15 protein-coding genes are annotated in these 17,543 nt (G+C 69.3%); 7 read left to right on the top strand and 8 right to left on the bottom strand.

Annotated elements, in window-relative coordinates:
• Positions 1 to 487: 487 nt before the first annotated feature.
• A complete protein-coding gene (locus H504_RS0110300) occupies positions 488 to 1,117 on the bottom strand; it encodes a response regulator (protein WP_026422710.1) in 630 nt (209 codons plus the stop codon).
• 104 nt (positions 1,118 to 1,221) lie between these two features.
• On the bottom strand, positions 1,222 to 2,886 hold the full coding sequence (locus H504_RS0110295; protein ID WP_026422709.1) for a sensor histidine kinase: 1,665 nt from the start codon (positions 2,884 to 2,886) through the stop codon (positions 1,222 to 1,224).
• Between the two features lie 181 nt (positions 2,887 to 3,067).
• On the opposite strand from H504_RS0110295, the gene H504_RS0110290 reads away from it, so the two are divergent.
• The 5 genes from H504_RS0110290 to H504_RS0110270 all read left to right on the top strand — a co-directional run bounded on the left by H504_RS0110290 (position 3,068) and on the right by H504_RS0110270 (position 9,068).
• Positions 3,068 to 3,559, top strand: a complete 492-nt coding sequence (locus tag H504_RS0110290) for a (2Fe-2S)-binding protein (protein WP_026422708.1) — start codon at positions 3,068 to 3,070, stop codon at positions 3,557 to 3,559.
• Positions 3,556 to 4,554, top strand: a complete 999-nt coding sequence (locus tag H504_RS0110285; RefSeq protein WP_026422707.1) for an FAD binding domain-containing protein — start codon at positions 3,556 to 3,558, stop codon at positions 4,552 to 4,554. The genes H504_RS0110290 and H504_RS0110285 overlap by 4 nt, the downstream gene beginning before the upstream one ends.
• Positions 4,555 to 4,571: 17 nt before the next feature.
• Entirely contained in the window at positions 4,572 to 6,614 is a 2,043-nt protein-coding gene (locus tag H504_RS0110280) for a xanthine dehydrogenase family protein molybdopterin-binding subunit (protein ID WP_051385703.1), read from the top strand.
• Positions 6,615 to 6,740: 126 nt separating this feature from the next.
• Complete coding sequence (locus H504_RS0110275) at positions 6,741 to 7,361, top strand: dienelactone hydrolase family protein (RefSeq protein ID WP_035303900.1); 621 nt, start codon at positions 6,741 to 6,743, stop codon at positions 7,359 to 7,361.
• A gap of 819 nt (positions 7,362 to 8,180) precedes the next feature.
• Positions 8,181 to 9,068: an NAD-dependent protein deacetylase gene (locus H504_RS0110270; protein WP_026422704.1), complete on the top strand. Its 888-nt coding sequence runs from the start codon at positions 8,181 to 8,183 to the stop codon at positions 9,066 to 9,068.
• 30 nt (positions 9,069 to 9,098) lie between these two features.
• Here H504_RS0110270 and H504_RS34320 read toward each other — a convergent pair whose 3' ends face one another.
• From H504_RS34320 to H504_RS0110240, 6 genes are all read right to left on the bottom strand, one after another.
• A complete protein-coding gene (locus tag H504_RS34320; protein WP_051385702.1) occupies positions 9,099 to 9,434 on the bottom strand; it encodes a helix-turn-helix domain-containing protein in 336 nt (111 codons plus the stop codon).
• Positions 9,431 to 9,868, bottom strand: coding sequence for a cupin domain-containing protein (locus tag H504_RS0110260; protein ID WP_026422703.1), 438 nt, complete (start codon positions 9,866 to 9,868; stop codon positions 9,431 to 9,433). Before H504_RS0110260 ends, H504_RS34320 begins: the two co-directional genes overlap by 4 nt.
• Before the next feature lie 62 nt (positions 9,869 to 9,930).
• Positions 9,931 to 10,800 carry a helix-turn-helix domain-containing protein gene (locus tag H504_RS0110255; RefSeq protein WP_035303898.1) on the bottom strand — a complete coding sequence of 290 codons (870 nt, stop codon included), beginning with the start codon at positions 10,798 to 10,800 and terminating at the stop codon, positions 9,931 to 9,933.
• 14 nt (positions 10,801 to 10,814) lie between these two features.
• Entirely contained in the window at positions 10,815 to 11,717 is a 903-nt protein-coding gene (locus H504_RS0110250; RefSeq protein WP_026422701.1) for a transporter substrate-binding domain-containing protein, read from the bottom strand.
• Positions 11,707 to 12,501 (bottom strand): amino acid ABC transporter ATP-binding protein, encoded by a 795-nt coding sequence (locus tag H504_RS0110245; RefSeq protein ID WP_035303924.1) that lies wholly within the window; start codon positions 12,499 to 12,501, stop codon positions 11,707 to 11,709. The genes H504_RS0110250 and H504_RS0110245 overlap by 11 nt, the downstream gene beginning before the upstream one ends.
• Positions 12,501 to 13,304, bottom strand: a complete 804-nt coding sequence (locus H504_RS0110240) for an amino acid ABC transporter permease (protein WP_245614169.1) — start codon at positions 13,302 to 13,304, stop codon at positions 12,501 to 12,503. Before H504_RS0110240 ends, H504_RS0110245 begins: the two co-directional genes overlap by 1 nt.
• A gap of 442 nt (positions 13,305 to 13,746) precedes the next feature.
• Here H504_RS0110240 and H504_RS0110235 point away from each other — a divergent pair, with 442 nt between their 5' ends.
• Positions 13,747 to 14,073 (top strand): hypothetical protein, encoded by a 327-nt coding sequence (locus H504_RS0110235; protein WP_026422698.1) that lies wholly within the window; start codon positions 13,747 to 13,749, stop codon positions 14,071 to 14,073.
• A gap of 302 nt (positions 14,074 to 14,375) precedes the next feature.
• Positions 14,376 to 17,510, top strand: coding sequence for a S8 family serine peptidase (locus H504_RS0110230; protein WP_026422697.1), 3,135 nt, complete (start codon positions 14,376 to 14,378; stop codon positions 17,508 to 17,510).
• The last annotated feature ends 33 nt before the right edge of the window (positions 17,511 to 17,543 follow it).

The following is a 17,543-nucleotide window of genomic DNA, read 5'->3' as shown; positions in this document are numbered from 1 at the left end:
GGGGTGGGTTGGCGGGCTTCGTCGATGTGGGGCGGGGTTTCGAGGTGTGCGGGGTGGGTTGGCGGCCTTCGTCGATGTGCGTGGGGTTTCGAGGTGTGCGGTGCCAGTTCTGTGTGGTGGTTGGTGGACGCGGTGGCGTGGGGTGGGTTCGCAACGGTCCGGTGGTGGGTGGCCGACGTGGACGTTCGCCGGTTGATAGCGGGGTATCGGTCAGCACCGGCGATCCGACTGTCGTCCTGCGCAACGGGTTCGTCTGCCGCGATCAGAGTGCGATCCGCGAGTGGCAGGTAGTTGGTGATGCCACCGCGCCAACTGGTCAACGCGGTCGTCGTGCGGTTGGCCAAGACAAGGTGGTCACCGATGCGGCTGGTGGGAGCGAGGATGTAGCAGATCGAGTGGCCGTCCGGGGCGAGGACTGGGGTCTGCGGTACCGCCCGTCGACCAATGAGCTCGGCTGTCAAGGCTGTCCGGGTTGTCACGCGGTTGGTCAGCGGTCGCGGCGGAGTTCGGTGGCGAGGACGGCGGCTTGGGTGCGGCGTTGCATCTTGAGTTTGGCGAGGAGGTGGGAGACGTAGTTCTTGACCGTTTTCTCGGCCAGGTACATGCGTTCGCCGATTTCGCGGTTGGTGAGGCCCTCGCCGATGAGGTCGAAGACGGTGCGTTCTTGGTCGGTGAGGTCGGCCAAGGGGTCGGACTCGGTGCGGTCGCGGCGGATGCGGTCGAGCAGGGCCGAGGTGGTGCGGGGGTCCAGGAGCGAACCACCGGCGCCGACGGTGCGGACGGCGGTCACCAAGTCGGTGCCGAGGACCTGTTTCAGCACGAAACCGGACGCGCCCGCCATGATGGCCTCGAACAGGGCCTCGTCGTCGGCGAAGGAAGTGAGCATCAGGCAGCGGAGGTCGGGGAGGGTGGAGCGGAGTTCGCGGCAGAGTTCGACGCCGGTGCCGTCGGGGAGGCGGACGTCGAGGACGGCGACGTCGGGGGTGGTGGCCGGGACGCGGACGAGGGCCTCGGCGACCGAGGCGGCCTCGCCGACGATCTCGATGTCGGGTTCGTCGAGGAGGTCGGCGACACCGCGTCGCACGATCTCGTGGTCGTCGACCAGGAACACCCGCATGCCGCTCTCCCGTGTTGTTGACCCACCGCACGGACCAGTCTAGGGACGCCCGCAACGTCCGCACGTGCGACGGAAGGGCCGGGAGCCGGGGACTTTGGTCCTGGTCAGACCAGGGGGACCTGCCAGCGGACGGTGGTGCCGCCTGCCTCCGGCGACTCGATGTCGCAGCGGCCGTGGCACTGCTCGGCGCGACGGCGGATGTTCTCCAGGCCGCTGCGGTGCAGTGGCTCGCCGAGGCCGACGCCGTTGTCGCTGACCCGCACGAGCAGGGCGTCACCGGCGACGACCTCGACGGCGATCTTGGTGGCGCCTGCGTGCCGGACGGCGTTGCTCAGCGCCTCGCGCAGCACCGCGAGGGCCTGATCGCCGATCTCCGGGCGGACCAGGGTGTCGATCGCGCCGGACATCGACACCGCGGGCGACACCGGGCTGCCCGCGCCCACGTCGGCGACCACGTCCAGCAGCCGCCTGCGCAGGCTGGTCGAGTCGTCGACGGCCTGCAGGTCGAAGATCGAGGTGCGGATCTCCCGGACGGTCTGGTCCAACTGCTCCACCGACCGGTGCACCCGCGCCCGCGCCTCCGGGTCGTCGATGCGGCGCAGCGTGCCCTGCAGGCTCATCCCGGTCGCGTACAGCCGCTGGATGACGTGGTCGTGCAGGTCCTGGGCGATCCGGTCCCGGTCGGCGAGGACGTCGAGCATCCGCTGGGCCCGCTGCTTCTCCGCCAGCTCCAGCGCCACCGCCGCCTGACCGGCGAACGACGCCAGCATCGGCACCGTGTCCGGCCGGAACGACCGGCCGCCCTTCTCCCGCGCCGCCAACAACACGCCACCCGTGGTGCGCAGCGGCACCACCACCGCCGGACCGAGCGACCCGCAGCCGACCTCCGCCGACAGGTCCACCACGGCGCGCGGCTCCTCGACGGTCAACACCGCCTCGATCAGCGGACCGAACGCGGCCACCTCGTCGTCGGCAACCAAATCGACGACACTGCCGGTCGCGGCCGCCACTCGCAGCAGGTCCCGGGTTGTCTCGTCCACCAGCAGGATCAGCACGCAGTCGGCCTCGGTCAGCTCCAACACCCGCCGCGCGATCAGGTCCAGCGTCTCCCCCTGCGACGCGCCCGCCAGCAACTGCGTGTTGACCTCACCGGCCGCCGTCAACCAGCGCTCGCGGTCGCGGGACCGCTCGAACAGCCGGGCGTTCTCGATCGCCACCCCCGCCGCCGCCGCCAACGCCTGGACCACGGCCTCGTCGTCGGCGGTGAACGGGCCGCCGCGCTTCTCGGTCAGGTACAGGTTGCCGAACACCTCGCCGCGCACCCGCACCGGCACACCCAGGAAGCTGCCCATCGGCGGGTGGTTCGGCGGGAACCCCACCGACGCCGGGTGCTTGGCCAGGTCGACCAGCCGGATCGGCTCCGGGTGCTCGATGAGCAGCCCGAGCAGGCCACGCCCCTCCGGCAGGTGCCCCATCCGCGCGCGCGTCGCGGCGTCGATGCCCTCGTGCACGAACCTGGCCAACCCGCCGTCACCCAGCACGCCCAGGGCCCCGTACCGGGCGTCGACCAGAGCGGTGGCGGCACGCACAATCCGTTGCAGCGTGGAATCGAGCTCCAAACCGGCGCCGACCGCCATCACCGCGTCCAGCAGGCCCTGCAGGCTGTCCCGGGTGTGCATCAGATCGCCGAGGCGTTCGTGCAGCTCACGCAACAGTTCGTCCAGCCGCAGCCCGGAGATCAGGTCCGTCGCTCTGCCGCGCTGCTCCATGGGCGACTCTCCCGCGATCGTGACCGGAACCCGCCGCCGGACCCGGCGTGCCGAACGCAGACTGTCACGACCACCCCGAGCCGGGGAAGGGCACCCACCCGAAGATCACCTCGTCTGGGGAGGCGGGCGCACCCGCCGAACGGCCCGGGTCGGACACGCCCGGTCGCGGTAGGGTCACCCTGTGCAGACAGAGATCAACCTGCGGGTCGACGGAACCGACCGCCAGGTGACCGTCGACACCCGGACCACGCTGCTGGACGCGCTGCGCGAACGGCTCGCCAACACCAGCCCCAAGAAGGGCTGCGACCACGGCCAGTGCGGCGCCTGCACCGTCCTGCTCAACGGCCGGAGGGTGCTCAGTTGCCTCGTCCTCGCCGTTACCGCGGGCGGTAAGGACGTCGTCACGGCCAACGGCCTCGCCCCGGACGGCGAACTCCACCCAGTGCAGCAAGCGTTCCTGGACAACGATGCCTTCCAGTGCGGCTACTGCACGCCCGGCCAGGTCTGCTCCGCGGTCGGCGCGCTCGACGAGTTCCGCCGCGGCTGGCCAAGCCACCACGGCGACACCGAACTCACCCGCGCCGAGGTCGCCGAGCGGATGAGCGGCAACCTGTGCCGCTGCGGCGCGTACACCAACATCGTCACCGCCGTGCAGCAGGCGGCCCGCGCGTGAGGGCCTTCGACTACCAGGTCCCCGCCGACGCCCTGGCCGCCATGCGCGCCGTCGCGGGCAACGACTCGGCCGTGTTCCTCGCCGGTGGCACCAACCTGGTCGACCACCTCAAGCTCGGCCTCACCCACCCAGACCTCGTCGTCGACATCACCGGCGTCACCTCCGACGAGGTCGTCGAGCGTGACGGCGGGCTCTGGATCGGCGCCGCGGTCCGCAACAGCGATCTGGCCGCCGACCCCCGTGTGTGCGAGCGGTACCCGATGTTGAGCGAGGCGTTGCTGTCCGGTGCCTCCGGGCAACTGCGCAACATGGCCACCGCGGGCGGCAACCCGTTGCAGCGCACCAGGTGCGGCTACTTCCAGGACAACACCACACCGTGCAATAAGAGGCGACCTGGGTCAGGCTGTGCTGCCGTGGGAGGTCATGCCCGGTACCAGGGCATCCTCGGTACGTCCGAGCACTGTGTGGCTACTCATCCCTCGGACATGGCGGTAGCACTGTCCGCGCTCGACGCCGTAGTGCACGTACTGGGGCCAGACGGGGAACGCACCATCCCGTTCACCGAGCTACACCGCCTACCGGGCGACGAACCGTCAAGAGACACCGTGCTCCACCACGGCGACCTCATCACCGCCATCGAGTTGCCCGACACGCCCATCGCACGCCGGTCCCGCTACCGCAAGGTTCGAGACCGCGCCTCTTACGCCTTCGCGCTCGTCTCCGTGGCAGCGGCCGTGGACGTGACCGACGGTGTGGTGCGCGACGTCAGAATCGCGCTCGGCGGTGTGGCGCACAAACCCTGGCGGGCGTACCTGGCCGAGGAAGCACTACGCGGACAAGCAGCCATAGAGGACAACTTCCGCGAAGCCGCGGCGGCTGAACTGGTTGACGCGCGCGCCGTGGACGGTATGGACGGCGGCAACGCGTTCAAAATCCCCCTAGTCACCCGAACCGTGGTCTCGGTGCTGCGCGGACTGACCCAGGAGAACCAGTGAACGCGGTTGGGCAAGACATGGTCAGGCGTGACGGCCCCGCCAAGGTCACCGGTACCGCCACCTACGCGTATGAAGCCGAAGTCGACAACGCCGCCTACTGCCACCTCATCCTGTCCACCATCGCGCGCGGCCAGGTCACCGACGTAGACGTATCGGCCGCGTTGGCGCTACCGGGCGTTCTTACCGTTCTCACACCGGGCAACGTCGAAAAGCTTGCCCCCACCGACGACGCCGAGCTTGCCGTGCTGCAAGACGGTGAAGTCGCCTACCGTGGCCAGATCGTCGGAGCAGTGGTCGCCGAGACCTCCGAGATCGCGCGACACGCGGCCGAACTCGTCCACTTCACCTACCACGTGGACGAACACGACAGCATCTTCACCACCGACCGCGACGACCTGTACCGGCCCAAGGCAATCAACCCCGGACTGGAACCAGATACCTCCATCGGTAACGTCGGCGAGGCCGTGCGCTCGGCACACCTCACGGTCGCGGAAACCTACTCCACCCCGATGGTCCACCACAGCCCCATGGAGCCCCACGCCACAACGGCTCTATGGCAAGACGACTCCCTGGTCCTGTGGGAGTCCACACAGAGCGTCCACTCAGTACGAACAGACATCGCCGGCCTCTTCTCGCTCGACGCAGAAGCGGTCCGTGTCATCTGCCCGTACGTCGGTGGCGGCTTCGGCGCAAAAGGCTCACCGCACGGCAACGTCGTCATCGCCGTCATGGCCGCCCGCGCGCTGCCCGGCCGCCCGATCCGGCTCGCCCTCACCCGGCAACAGATGTTCGCCATCGTCGGCTACCGCACCCCCACCATCCAGGAAACCACCGTCGCCGCCGACCGCGACGGCCGGTTCACCGCGCTCGCCATGGCCGCCTACGGCCAGACCTCGCGGATCAAGGAGTTCGTCGAGCAGACCGCGGCACCCACCCGGATGATGTACGCCGCGCCCAACCGCGCCACCAGCCACCGGATCGCCGCCCTCGACGTCGCCGTCCCCACCTACATGCGTGCCCCCGGCGAATGCCCCGGCATGTTCGGCCCCGAGGTCGCCGTGGACGAGCTCGCCGACGCGCTGGGCATCGACCCGATCGAGTTGCGCGTCCGCAACGAACCCGAGGTCGACCCGGAGACCGGCAAACCCTTCTCCAGCCGCAACCTCATCGCCTGCCTGCGCGAGGGCGCCGAGCGGTTCGGCTGGGCCGACCGGGTCGCCGGGGCCCGCGACGGCGACTGGCTCATCGGCACCGGTGTCGCCGCCTCGGTGTTCCCCGCGTTCACCCTCCGGACCACCGCCAACATCCGGTTCGACCACAACCGGTACACCGTCGAGCTCGGCGCGGCCGACCTGGGCACCGGCGCCTGGACCGTCCTCACGCAGATCGCCGCCGACGCCCTCGGGGTCCCGGTCGAGCAGGTCGACGTGCGGATCGGCGACTCCGCGTACCCGTTCGCCTCCGTCGCAGGCGGCTCGTCCGGCACCGCCACCTGGGGCTCGGCGATCCTCACCGCCGCCGACACCTTCCGCGACAAGTACGGCGACGACCCGGCCGACGGCGACGAAGCGGAGAACACCTTCATCGGCACCGGCTTCGAGGGCGGCCCCTACGCCACCTACGCCTTCGGCGCCCAGTTCGCCGAAGTCCGCGTGCACGCCGACACGGGCGAGATCCGCGTCCCCCGACTGCTCGGGGTGTTCGCCGCCGGGCGAATCATCAACCCGCGCACCGCCCGCTCCCAGTTCGTCGGCGGCATGACCATGGGGCTGTCCATGGCCCTGCACGAGCACAGCGTGCTCGACCCGCGGTTCGGCCACGTGATCAACCACGACCTCGCCGAGTACCACATCGCCAGTTGCTCCGATGCCACTGACGTAGCGGCCCATTGGATCGAAGAGGACGATCCGCACGTGAACCGCCTGGGCGCCAAGGGGATCGGCGAGATCGGCATCGTCGGCACCGCGGCGGCCATCGTCAACGCCGCGCACCACGCCACCGGGATCCGGGTACGGCACTTGCCCTTGACGCTTGACAAGCTTTTGGCCGGTTTGCCCTGAGTTCGCGCTGACTTTTCGCTCGACCGGACTACCCGAACCGGCCACGCTCCCAACCGGGTTGGGCGTTCAATGGAGACACGTCGTCCCCGCCCGCTCAGCGCCCGGGAACCCGGAGAGGAGCAGCACATGTCTGTCATCGAACTGCCCGCCGACCACCTCGAAGCCGACCTCGTCGCTCCACCAGGAGCGCCAGGGATCGTGCTGTTCGCGCACGGCACCGGCAGCTCCCGGCACAGCCCCCGCAACCGCGCCGTCGCCGAGGTCCTCAACCGACACGGCATCGGCACCCTGCTGATGGACCTGCTCACCCCCACCGAGGCCGAGGCGCACCGGTTCGACCTCCCGCTGCTCACCGGCAGGCTGCTCGCCGCCATCGACTGGGTCGAACACCACGAGTACACCCACCGGATGAAGATCGGCCTCTTCGGCAGCTCAACCGGCGCGGCCGCCGCCCTGCGCGCCGCCGCCGCCCGCCCGTGGACCGTCCGCGCCGTCGTCAGCCGGGGCGGACGGCCGGACCTGGCCGAGTCCGTACTGGACATGGTCAGCGCGCCCACGCTGCTGGTCGTCGGCCAGCACGACCCCGAGGTGATGCACGCCAACGAGCAGGCCCAGGCCGCGCTCGGCGGCCCGAGCGAACTGCGGGTCGTACTGGAGGCCGGACACCTCTTCACCGAACACGGCGCGATGAACCGGGTCTGCGAACTCTCCACCGCCTGGTTCCGCGACCACCTCCGCAAGAACTAGGTCGACGTCGCCGCCCGCCGGCGCGTGGGCGGCGACCCGTCAACAGTTCCGCGCACGGGCCTGTGGCCAGCAAGATCAATCGTGCTGAGCAGCCCCCGAATTCCAGCCTAGTCAGCAGAGCCGACACAACGGCCGGTGGTTTCACCCGCCCTGCTCTCAGCAGAGTCAGGCTTCGCGCCGACAGACTCGGTCGGTCCACTCCGCCAAGTCCCAGATGGACTGGCGCCAGAATCCGGTCGCTTCGGTGCACTTTCAGCACCCCTCTCCCCCGCCGGTATGTCGCGTGCGCAGGTCCCAACGATCGGGTCACCTAGACCTGCTCACCCGCCCGCCGTCGAGTGGGCCTGGTGTCCCATGCGCTGCTGAGAGACCCGAACCCGTCCACGCCCCAGCGCGAGGCCGTTCCGGTGCCTCACCCCTGGCCGCGTCGCCGGTCCAGTACGAGGCCGTTTCTGCGCTTGCCAGGAACGCCGTGGCCAGGCCGATACCCAACGAACCACCGACTGCCGCTTTCGCCTGGATGTCCTTTGTCATCTCCCACCGCTCGCCGCCGGAGACTCGAATGCGGCCAAGGTGGCCGTCTCTCTCGTCTAGGCGTTCTTTTCTGTCTGTTTCCCTCTTGCCGAGCCGACCTTCGAGGCTAACTACTGGATATCTTGATAGTGAATAGTGGATAGTTAAACTCAGCAGGCGAGACCTGAAGGGGAGGCTCGGGATCAGGGTTTCACCTGGTCACCACGGCTGTCACGGTGTGTGACATCCCCGCAACGGGTGGCGGCGATCCGTAAACTCGGGCGCATGGGCAGTCAGATTCCCGCCATGCGCACCAGGCCGACGTTGACCTGGACGTCCACCGGGCCGCCCCTCCCCCGCACCACCAGCCTCGACGAGGTCGTCGCGGTGGTCGGGCGGGGCGGGGTCGTGGTGTTGAGCGGGGCGGGGCTGTCCACCGAGTCGGGCATTCCGGACTACCGGGGTGCCGAGGGGAGCCTGCGCAAGCACGTGCCGATGACGTACGGCGAGTTCGTCGCCGGGGCGCGGGCGCGGCAGCGGTATTGGGCGCGTAGCCACGTCGGGTGGCGGACGATCGCGCGGGCGGAGCCGAATGCCGGGCACCGCGCGGTCACCGAGCTGCGGGCGGCCGGGTTGGTGTCGGGTGTCATCACGCAGAACGTGGACGGGTTGCACCAGGCCGCGGGGACTCCGGACGTGATCGACCTGCACGGCAGCCTGGACCGGGTCATCTGCCTGCAATGCCGCGCGCTGACCAGTCGGGGCGAGCTCGATGAGCGGCTGCACGCCGCCAACTCGGGCTTCGACGTCACTACCGATGCCGTCAACCCCGACGGGGACGTGTACTTGGACGAAGCCACTACGCGAGGTTTTATCGTCGTCGATTGTCACGGGTGTGGCGGTGTGCTCAAGCCGGACGTGGTGTTCTTCGGCGAGAACGTGCCGCGCGAGCGGGTCGAGCTGTGCAACGAGCTCGTTGACGCGGCGGACGCGTTGTTGGTGCTCGGGTCGTCGCTGACGGTGATGTCCGGGCTGCGGTTCGTCCGGCGGGCCGCTGAGCGGGGGAAGCCGGTCGCGATCATCACGCACGGGCCGACGCGGGGGGACGTGCATGCCACGGTCCGGGTGGATCGGCCGTTGGGGGCGGCGCTCACCGAACTCGCGGGCCGGGTCCACAAGGGAGAGCCGTGGTGAGGTGGGAGCGCCCACCTCACCACGAACCTCTTATCCCACCCTCGTCTTCCGCAGGTAGTCCCTGGGAGGGCACCCGTACTGTTGGCGGAAGACCCGACTGAAGTACGACGAGTCCGGGATGCCCCACCGGGCCCCGACAACGCTGACCGCGGACGCGTCAGCGGTCAGCAGGTCCTTGCGGCAGTTCTCCAGCCTGCGGTCCCGGATCCACCTGGCCACGGTTGTCCCCTCGCTCTCGAACAGCCGGTAGAGCTGACGAGTGGACACGTGGTTGGCGGCCGCGACGCGGGTTGGGGTCAACTCCGGATCGGCGAGACGGGCGTCGATGAACGCGTGGATGCGTCGTAGTAGTAGTGGATCCGTCACGACTTGTACTCGGGGTTCAACGACAAGGCGATGAACTGGAACGGGCGGTCGACGCTCTTGTACCCAAGAGGACAGTGGCGGACGCCCGCGGGGATGTACACCGACGCGCTGGTGGAGATCTCGTACACCTCGCCTTCGATGGTCAGCTCGGCCACCGCGCCCAGGTCGTTGATGTCGTCGGGGTTCGAGCCCATCCAGAGCAGGACCTCGTCGTAGTCGTGCACGTGCTCCAAGACGTACGGGTTGGGGGTCGGCACCTGGTAGATCCAGCTGTAGGCGATGTGCACCTTGGCCCCGTCGACCTGCCAGCCGCTGATGAGCGCGTGCGCCCCGCTGGTACCGCCCTCGGTTTCGCCGTAGGCCAGCACCCCTTCGTTCGGCAGCTCCTCACGGACCATGTTCCGGACGATGTTCTTCTCCCACTTGCCTGCCATGACTGGGTTCTCCTTCGATTCGGCCTGTTTCGAAGGTAGGAACCCGGGGCCGGAGACCCCAGTCACGCCCCGAGGGCGATCTGGTACTTTTCGCGGATGTCCCGCCGGAAGTCCCCGGGGCTGGCACCGGTCTCACGCTTGAAGAACCGGCCGAAGTAGGACGGGTCCTCGAACGCCAGCCGGTGCGCGATCTGGGCGACGGACAGCTCCGTCTGCGCCAGCAGCCGCTTGGCCTCCAACGCCAGGGCCGACCGGATGACGGCGCCCGGGGTCGTGCCCAGGGCGGCGCGCACGAGGTCGGTGAGGTGGCTCGTGCTGACCCCGACGCGGTCGGCGTAGGCGGACACGGACCGCTCGACCAGGAAGTGCCTGGCCACCAGCCGGGTGAACCGCCACACGGTCGATGACGACGACGGCACGGACAGTTCCGTCCGCCGCAGGCGTTGGACGTGCACCAGCAGGATGTGCAGGTGCGCCTGCAGCATGGTGGCGTACCCGGCATCGCGGGCGCGGTACTCGCGGTCGATGTCGTCGAGCACGCCCTCGATGAGGTCGATCTCGGCGCCGCGCAACCGCAGCCGCGGGCTCCCGGCGGGACCGGGTAGCAGGCCACCGGGGTGCACGAGGAGGAATTCCTCGGAGAACACCAGCACCCGGCCACGGGTCAGCTCGGTGTCCTGCCAGAAGTGCACCTGGCCCGGCGCGATGACGTAGAGCGTGTTCGGTTCGATCTCGTACGGCTCGAAGTCGACGACGTGCACACCGCCGCCGCCGGTGAGGTAGAGGATCTCGTAGAAGTCGTGCCGGTGCGGGAACCGGGCCCGGGTGAACGAGCCGATCTCGTCGAAGGTCCCGATGGCGAACGGCGACAGGCCGCTCGGCGTCGGGACCTCGATCTCGTGCAGCGGGATCGGCCCTGGGAATCCGGCCACGCCGTCCCCTTCCGCTAGTTGCCCTTCGCCAGGTTGAGCCCCGGCTCCGGGATGGACGTGAGTCCATAGTGGCCGATGACGCGGTCGAGTGTGCCGTCCGACTTGAGCGCTTTCAACGCCGCCAGCAGCGCGTTGGCCAGTGCGGTGTCGTCCTTGCGCAGGTACATGCCCACGTAGCTGAGCCCGAAGTTGTCGGAGACGATCACGATCGGGGCGTTCTGGGTGCTGATCGCGTACTTGGCCTGCTCGGTGACCGCGACCTGGAAGTCCGCCTGGCCGGAGCGCAGCGCGAGGTCGGCGTCCTGCGCGGTCGGGTACTGGCGGGCCTCGGCGGCGGGCTTGCCCTTGTCGACGCAGGCCTTGGAGATGTCGTCGGCGTGCTGGACGTCGGTGGTGCCGCGGATGGTGGCGATCCGCTTGCCGCAGGCGTCGTCCACGGACTTGTACTTGCCCTCGTTGGCCTTCGCGGTGACCAGGACGCTGGCGGACTGCATGTAGTCCACGAACACGCCGACCTGTTGGCGTTCCGCGGTGTCGGACAGGCCGTCGTCGGCCATGTCGAAGCGGCCCGCGACGACGCCGGGCAGCAGCGCCTCCCAGGCGATGTTCTCGATGCGGTAGTCCAGTCCGAGTTTCGCCGCGACGGCCTTGCCGACGTCAACGGTTATACCGCCGGTGATGTTGTTGCTGTCGTCAGTGAGCAGGTACGGCAAGTTCGGCAAGGTAGTGCCAACGTGCAGCACGCCTGCGTCCTTTACCCGCTGCGGCAGCATGTCGTGCAGTGCTTGGTCCTTGGCGGGTAGGGCGGTGTTCGCCCCCGCGGCCGGTTGTTGTTGTGCGCCGGGGTCCCCGCACGCGGTAAGAAGGCCGAGTACGGCCACCGATGCCGCGAGGTATCTGAGGGGTCTATTGCGCATGGTCGTTCTCCTTCTGGGGGTGTCGGCGGACGTGGGCGAGGAACCCGGCGGTGCGTTCTGACGTGGGAGTGGTGAGCACCTGGTGGGCGGGACCGGACTCGACGACCACACCGTCGTCCATGAACACCACGGTGTCGGCGACGTCGTGGGCGAACCCGATCTCGTGGGTGACCACCACCATGGTCATGCCCTGCTCGGCCAGCCCGCGCATGACGGTCAGCACCTCGCCGACCAGCTCGGGGTCGAGCGCGCTGGTGGGCTCGTCGAACAGCATCACCGCGGGCTTCATGGCCATGGCGCGGGCGATCGCGACCCGCTGTTGCTGACCGCCGGACAGTTGCGCGGGCAGCTTGTCGGCGTGTGCGGCGAGCCCGACCCGGTCCAGCAGCGCCCGAGCCTCCCGGTCGACCTCGCCGGGGTCCCGCTTGAGCACCTTGGTCGGACCGAGGGTGACGTTGCGCAGGGCGGTGAGGTGGCTGAAGAGGTTGAACTGCTGGAAGACCATGCCCATCCGCAGGCGGGCCTGGGCGACCTCGCGCTCGCTGCTCTCGTAGAGCTTGCCGTCGCGGGGTTCGTAGCCGACGAGGACGTCGTCGACCTGAACGAAACCACCGTCGAGTACTTCCAGGTGGTTGACGCACCGCAGCAACGTGCTTTTACCGCTGCCGGATGGGCCAATCACACACACGACCTCGCCCGGCTCGACGTCCAAATCGACGCCGCGGAGCACTTCGAGGTCACCGTAGGACTTGCGCAGACCGCGCAACCGGAGTCCGCCCGCCATCAGGAAGCCGCCCAACGCTCGAGGAACCGCTGCCCGATACCGGCGACGGTGACCAGGATGAGGTACCAACCCGTAGCCACTAAGAGCAGCGCGATCACTTGGTAGTTCTGGCCGTAGATCTGCTGGGCCCTGGTCATCAGGTCACCGCCGCCGATGACCGATACGAGCGAGGTGCCCTTGAGGATCAAGATGAACTGGTTGCCCAAGGCGGGCAGGATGACGCGGATCGACTGCGGCAGCACGATCGTCCACGTCGCGGTCGCCCGGGTCATGCCGATGGTGAGCGCCGCGTCGACCTGCCCGCGCGGAACGGCCAGGAATCCACCGCGGATGATCTCCGCCATGTAGGCGGCCTCGTGCAGCGCGAGGCCGAGCATGGCGGCCAGGAACGGGGTGATGACCTCGTTCGTCGAGGCGAACCCGAGGGTGGGGAACAGCAGCGACAGGTTGAACCAGAACACGATCTGCACGACCAGCGGCACACCGCGGAAGAACCAGATGTAGCCACCGGCGGCGGCGATGGCCACCGGGTTCCCCGACTGCCGCATCAGGGCGAGCACCGCGCCGAGCACCAACCCGACGCCGAGGGTGGCGAAGGTCAGCACCAGGGTGGTCCCGACCCCCTCCATGATCGGGGTGGACAGGAAGTACTTCCCGATCACCACCCAGTCCAGGTTCGGGCTGGTGACCACGGTGAAGACCAGCCAGGCGACCAGCGCGACCAGCACCGCGCCCACACCCCAGCGGGCCAGGAACCCCCGGCGGCGCACGATCTCCAGCGTGTGCAGGGTGTCCAGCATCATCCTTCCCCTCCCTTTCCGGGTGCGGAAGAAGGTATGCGGGGTGGCGGGCGGGAATCTTGACTCTCCGTGCCAACCTGTTGACCGGGGTTCGAGGTGGACTGTCGACTGTGGATCAGGCAGTTCGCGGCCATCGTCAACCGCCGGAGTGGGTGAACACGGGCGGGCTGGCACACCAACCGCTCACAGCGCGTAATCACCACGGTGGTTGACGCTCGCTGGATGGGAGTCGGCCAGGGAGGTCGCCGGGCCGGAGGAGGCACCCCAACGATCGTTGCCCAGGTCAGGGGCGATGTGACCGATTGACCCGCGGTGACCGGGGTCTCGTTCGAGTGGTCGCGGGGCGAGTGGCATCACCGATCCGCACCCGAGTCATCACCAACACGCAACCGTTCACCGCCCGCAGCCCAACCGCTCGACCGCCAGCCCGCACGGAAGGACCGTCATGTCCCGAGCACTGACCGCCGCCGTCACCGTCGCCACCATGATGCTCGCCCTCCTCACCACGGCTCTCCTGACCACGACCACCGCGTCCGCCACAGCCACCACAGCGTCTAAAGCGACCGCGACGACCACCAGCCCGACCATCACCGCCCTGACCGCCGCCGCCCGCGCGAACCTCCGTCCGATCCTGACCTTCGTCCTCGGCCGCGACCACAGGCTCCACCTGCGGCTGCTGTTCGTCCCCCGCGTCGCCAAGCAGGACGAGGGCCAGTTGGGCGAAGGGGACGCGCAGATGGCCGGGGACGCCACGGACTACCCGACCTCCTGACCCCGGCGCGGCGTGCGCCGAATGGTCCAGTCCACGACCCCCCATCCGCGATCACACTATTCACACTTGTTGCCAACGGTTCCAGGTAGAGCTACCTCCACCGGTAGCTCTACCTGGAACCAACACCCGTTGGCACCACGGTCATCTGGCACCGATCATGAACGCGATTCGCGGTGCGCCAGGCGGAATCCCGGGCAGCCGGCGGGAAACGGCCGTCCGGACGAGCCTGTGGATGAAGGGATGCGGTCATCGCCGCACTCCTGGTACCACTGTTTCCTCACGTCAGGAAACGGAGAATCGCCATGCGCTTCAGGGGTCTGGTCGGGGCGGTCGTCGTGGCCGCCGCGCTGGTGCTGCCATCGGCCGGGGTCGGGGCGGCCACGACGGCACCGGCCGGGGACGCGGTCACACTGGTCACCGGCGATCGACTACGGGTGTTGCCGGGTCCACGCGGGGAGTTCGCGGTCGAGGTGCTGCCGACACCCGGCCGCGAGCACGTCGGTTTCCTGCGCGACGGCAGCAGGATCGTGCCCGCGGACGCCGAGCCGCTGGTCGAGTCCGGCAGGCTCGATCCCCGGCTGTTCGACCTGTCGCTGCTCCCCCGCGACTCGGCCACCCCGGTCATCGTGACCGACAGCGGGCCGAGGGCGGGTTTGTCGTTGTCCGCGACGGATGTGCGGCCGCTGCCCAGCGTCAACGGTGCCGCCATGAAAGTCGGGCCCGGTTTCTGGTCCTGGCTGGCCACGACACACGCGTCGGTGTGGTTGGACGGGTACTCCCAGCCGACGCAGGACGTGAGCGTGGCTCAGATCGGCGCGCCGAGCGCGTGGCAGGCCGGCTATACCGGTGCAGGTGTCACCGTCGGGCTCTTGGACACGGGTGTCGACGGGACGCACCCGGACCTGGCCGGGAAGGTGGTGGAGCAGAACGACTTCACCGGAACCGGCACCACCGACCAAATCGGACACGGCACGCACGTCGCCGGGATCATCGCGGGCACCGGTGCCGCCTCGGGCGGCAGGTACCGCGGGGTCGCGCCGGACGCCAAGCTGGTCAGCGGAAAGGTGTGCGCGCGGATGGGCTGTCCCGACTCGGCCGTGATCGCGGGGATGGAGTGGATCGCGCCGAAGGCCAAGGTCGTCAACATCAGCCTGGGCGGCGCGTACAGCGACGGCAAGGACCCGGTGTCGCGTTCGCTGAACACGCTGACCGCGCAGTACGGCACGTTGTTCGTCGTGGCGGCGGGCAACGACCGGGCACTGGACACCCCGGACCCGTTCGCGTCGGTCACCTCACCCGCGGCGGCGGACTCGGCGGTCGCGGTGGGCAGCGTGACCAAAGAGGACACCACAAGCCCGTTCTCACCGCGGCAGCCGAGGTTGGGTGATTACGCGGTCAAGCCCGATTTAGCCGCGCCCGGTAGCGACATCGTGTCCGACCGCGTGGTGGGCACCCCGTCCGGCGACCAGGCACCCGTCGACGAGCACTACGCGACGCTGTCGGGCACGTCCATGGCGGCCCCGCACGTGGCCGGCACCGCGGCCCTGATGGCGCAGCGGCGGCCGGACTGGACGGCGGAGCAGTTGCGGGCGGTCCTGGTCAGCAGCGCGAAGCCGACCGCGGACGCGTTCGAGCAGGGCGCGGGGCGGGTCGACGCGGCGCGCGCGGTCCAGCAGGTGGTGAGCGCGGTCGGTGGCGGACTCGGGTACGGCTTCCTGGCGTGGCCGCACTCGACGAGGCTGAGCAAGTCGGTCACCTACCGCAACGACGGTGACGCGGCGGTGACTCTGGCGCTGAGCACCGACAACCCGGTGTTCAGCGCGGCCGTCAAACAGGTCGTCGTGCCCGCGCACGGCACGGCGGCCGTGGCGGTCAACGCTGATCCGAGCGGGCGCACCGGGCGGCAGAGCGGGCGGTTGACCGGTACCGGCGGCGGTGTGGTGGTGCAGACCGCGCTCACGGCGGTGCTGGAGGCCGAGAGCTACAACGCGACCGTGACGGTCAAGGGGCGCACAGGCTCGTCGGCATCGACGGTGGTGAAGGCCGTGAACACCGACACCGGCGCGGCTCTCGGCGTGCGAACCGGCGTGACGCGGCTTCCCAAGGGCCACTACGACTTCCAGGCCATCGAGGTGGCGACCACCGGTGAGGTCAGCCTGCTCACCCGGCCTGGGGTGACGGTGGACCGGGACACGTCGGTGACGCTGGACGCGACCAGGGGTCGAGCGGTGTCGACGACGGTGGACAACGCCAAGACCTCGTTGGTCGCGGGCGAGTTCACCCTGGTGTCGGGGAACGCGAGCGGTGACCGGACATCCGCGCTGGGCTGGTTCTCGCAACCGGGACAACAGGTCTACCTGGTGCCGGTGGACGGTAGGGTCTCCGACCACACGTTCCTGGTGGCCTACCGGGCGACGTTGGAGGCGACCGGGTCGATCTACCACCTCGCGTTCCTCGACAGGGGCACCATGCCGTCCGGGCAGTACACGGCGCGGCAACGTGATCTCGCCCAGGTCGACGCCCGCTACTACGCGCAGGGCGCGCCTTCGTTGTCGCTGCGCGCGGACTACGCCCGGCTCGACGCACCCGGGGTCAACTCGGGGGCGTTCCAGGCGTATCAGATCCCGGTGCCCGGTAACCGCACCGAGTACTTCGCCGCCGGGCCGAGCTGGGAGCACCTGTTCGGGGTGTTCCCAGCCGACGCGTCCGACGTGGAGACCTCGGTGTCGTACCGCACGTACCAGCCCGGCCGGTACGCGACGCACTGGAACCGCGCCCCGTTGAGCCCGGCGTTCGGTTCGCCCGAGTTGGGCTTCGGCATCGCCCGCGCCGGTGACACCTTGACGGTCGCGGTCGCCCCGTTGTCCGGCGGCGACCCGGACCAGTCCACCGTGCTGGCGGCCAACGCCACGGGCAGCACGAAGCTGACGCGGGACGGGAAGGTGCTGGGCACAAGCGACTTACCCGGCGCCGGGTCGTTCCCGCTCCCGTCGACCCCGGGCACCTACACCTTGTTGACCTCGGTGGATCGGACCGTGCCGTGGTCGGTCATCGGCACCCACGCGGACATCTCGTGGACGTTCAAGGAAGGCGGCAGCGGCTCGACCACTCCCCCACCCGCACTCACCGTCCGCACCACCGCCGACGTCGACTCGCAGGGCAAGGCGGCGCCCGGCAGCGTGCTGCCCATCCGGCTGACCGTGCAGCGGCAGGCCGGGGCGCCCACGTCCCGGGTGACGACCTTGCGCACCGATTACTCCACCGACGACGGGAAGACCTGGCACCCGGCGCTGACCCTGCACTCGTCCACCGGTGACGGTGTGGCGGTCCTGGTCAACCCGAGCACCGCCGGGTTCGTGTCCCTGCGGGTCAACGCCCAGGACGCCGACGGGAACGCGGTGACCCAGACCGTGATCCGCGCCTACCAGGTCGGCTGAACCACATCCGGTGGTCGGGGTCGTCCCCGACCA

Source organism: Actinokineospora inagensis DSM 44258 (assembly GCF_000482865.1).
Lineage (GTDB): Bacteria > Actinomycetota > Actinomycetes > Mycobacteriales > Pseudonocardiaceae > Actinokineospora > Actinokineospora inagensis.
The sequence above is the reverse complement of the archived record's forward strand: the minus strand, read 5'-3'. Positions and strand labels throughout refer to the sequence as shown.

What these genes read in the sequence shown, in the direction of transcription:
- H504_RS0110300 (WP_026422710.1), bottom strand. Translation starts at nt 1,117, where the DNA reads ATGCGGGTGTTCCTGGTCGACGACCACGAGATCGTGCGACGCGGTGTC.
- H504_RS0110295 (WP_026422709.1), bottom strand. Translation starts at nt 2,886, where the DNA reads ATGGAGCAGCGCGGCAGAGCGACGGACCTGATCTCCGGGCTGCGGCTG.
- H504_RS0110280 (WP_051385703.1), top strand. Translation starts at nt 4,572, where the DNA reads ATGGTCAGGCGTGACGGCCCCGCCAAGGTCACCGGTACCGCCACCTAC.
- H504_RS0110275 (WP_035303900.1), top strand. Translation starts at nt 6,741, where the DNA reads ATGTCTGTCATCGAACTGCCCGCCGACCACCTCGAAGCCGACCTCGTC.
- H504_RS0110270 (WP_026422704.1), top strand. Translation starts at nt 8,181, where the DNA reads ATGCGCACCAGGCCGACGTTGACCTGGACGTCCACCGGGCCGCCCCTC.
- H504_RS0110260 (WP_026422703.1), bottom strand. Translation starts at nt 9,868, where the DNA reads ATGGCAGGCAAGTGGGAGAAGAACATCGTCCGGAACATGGTCCGTGAG.
- H504_RS0110250 (WP_026422701.1), bottom strand. Translation starts at nt 11,717, where the DNA reads ATGCGCAATAGACCCCTCAGATACCTCGCGGCATCGGTGGCCGTACTC.
- H504_RS0110245 (WP_035303924.1), bottom strand. Translation starts at nt 12,501, where the DNA reads ATGGCGGGCGGACTCCGGTTGCGCGGTCTGCGCAAGTCCTACGGTGAC.
- H504_RS0110240 (WP_245614169.1), bottom strand. Translation starts at nt 13,304, where the DNA reads ATGATGCTGGACACCCTGCACACGCTGGAGATCGTGCGCCGCCGGGGG.
- H504_RS0110235 (WP_026422698.1), top strand. Translation starts at nt 13,747, where the DNA reads ATGTCCCGAGCACTGACCGCCGCCGTCACCGTCGCCACCATGATGCTC.
- H504_RS0110230 (WP_026422697.1), top strand. Translation starts at nt 14,376, where the DNA reads ATGCGCTTCAGGGGTCTGGTCGGGGCGGTCGTCGTGGCCGCCGCGCTG.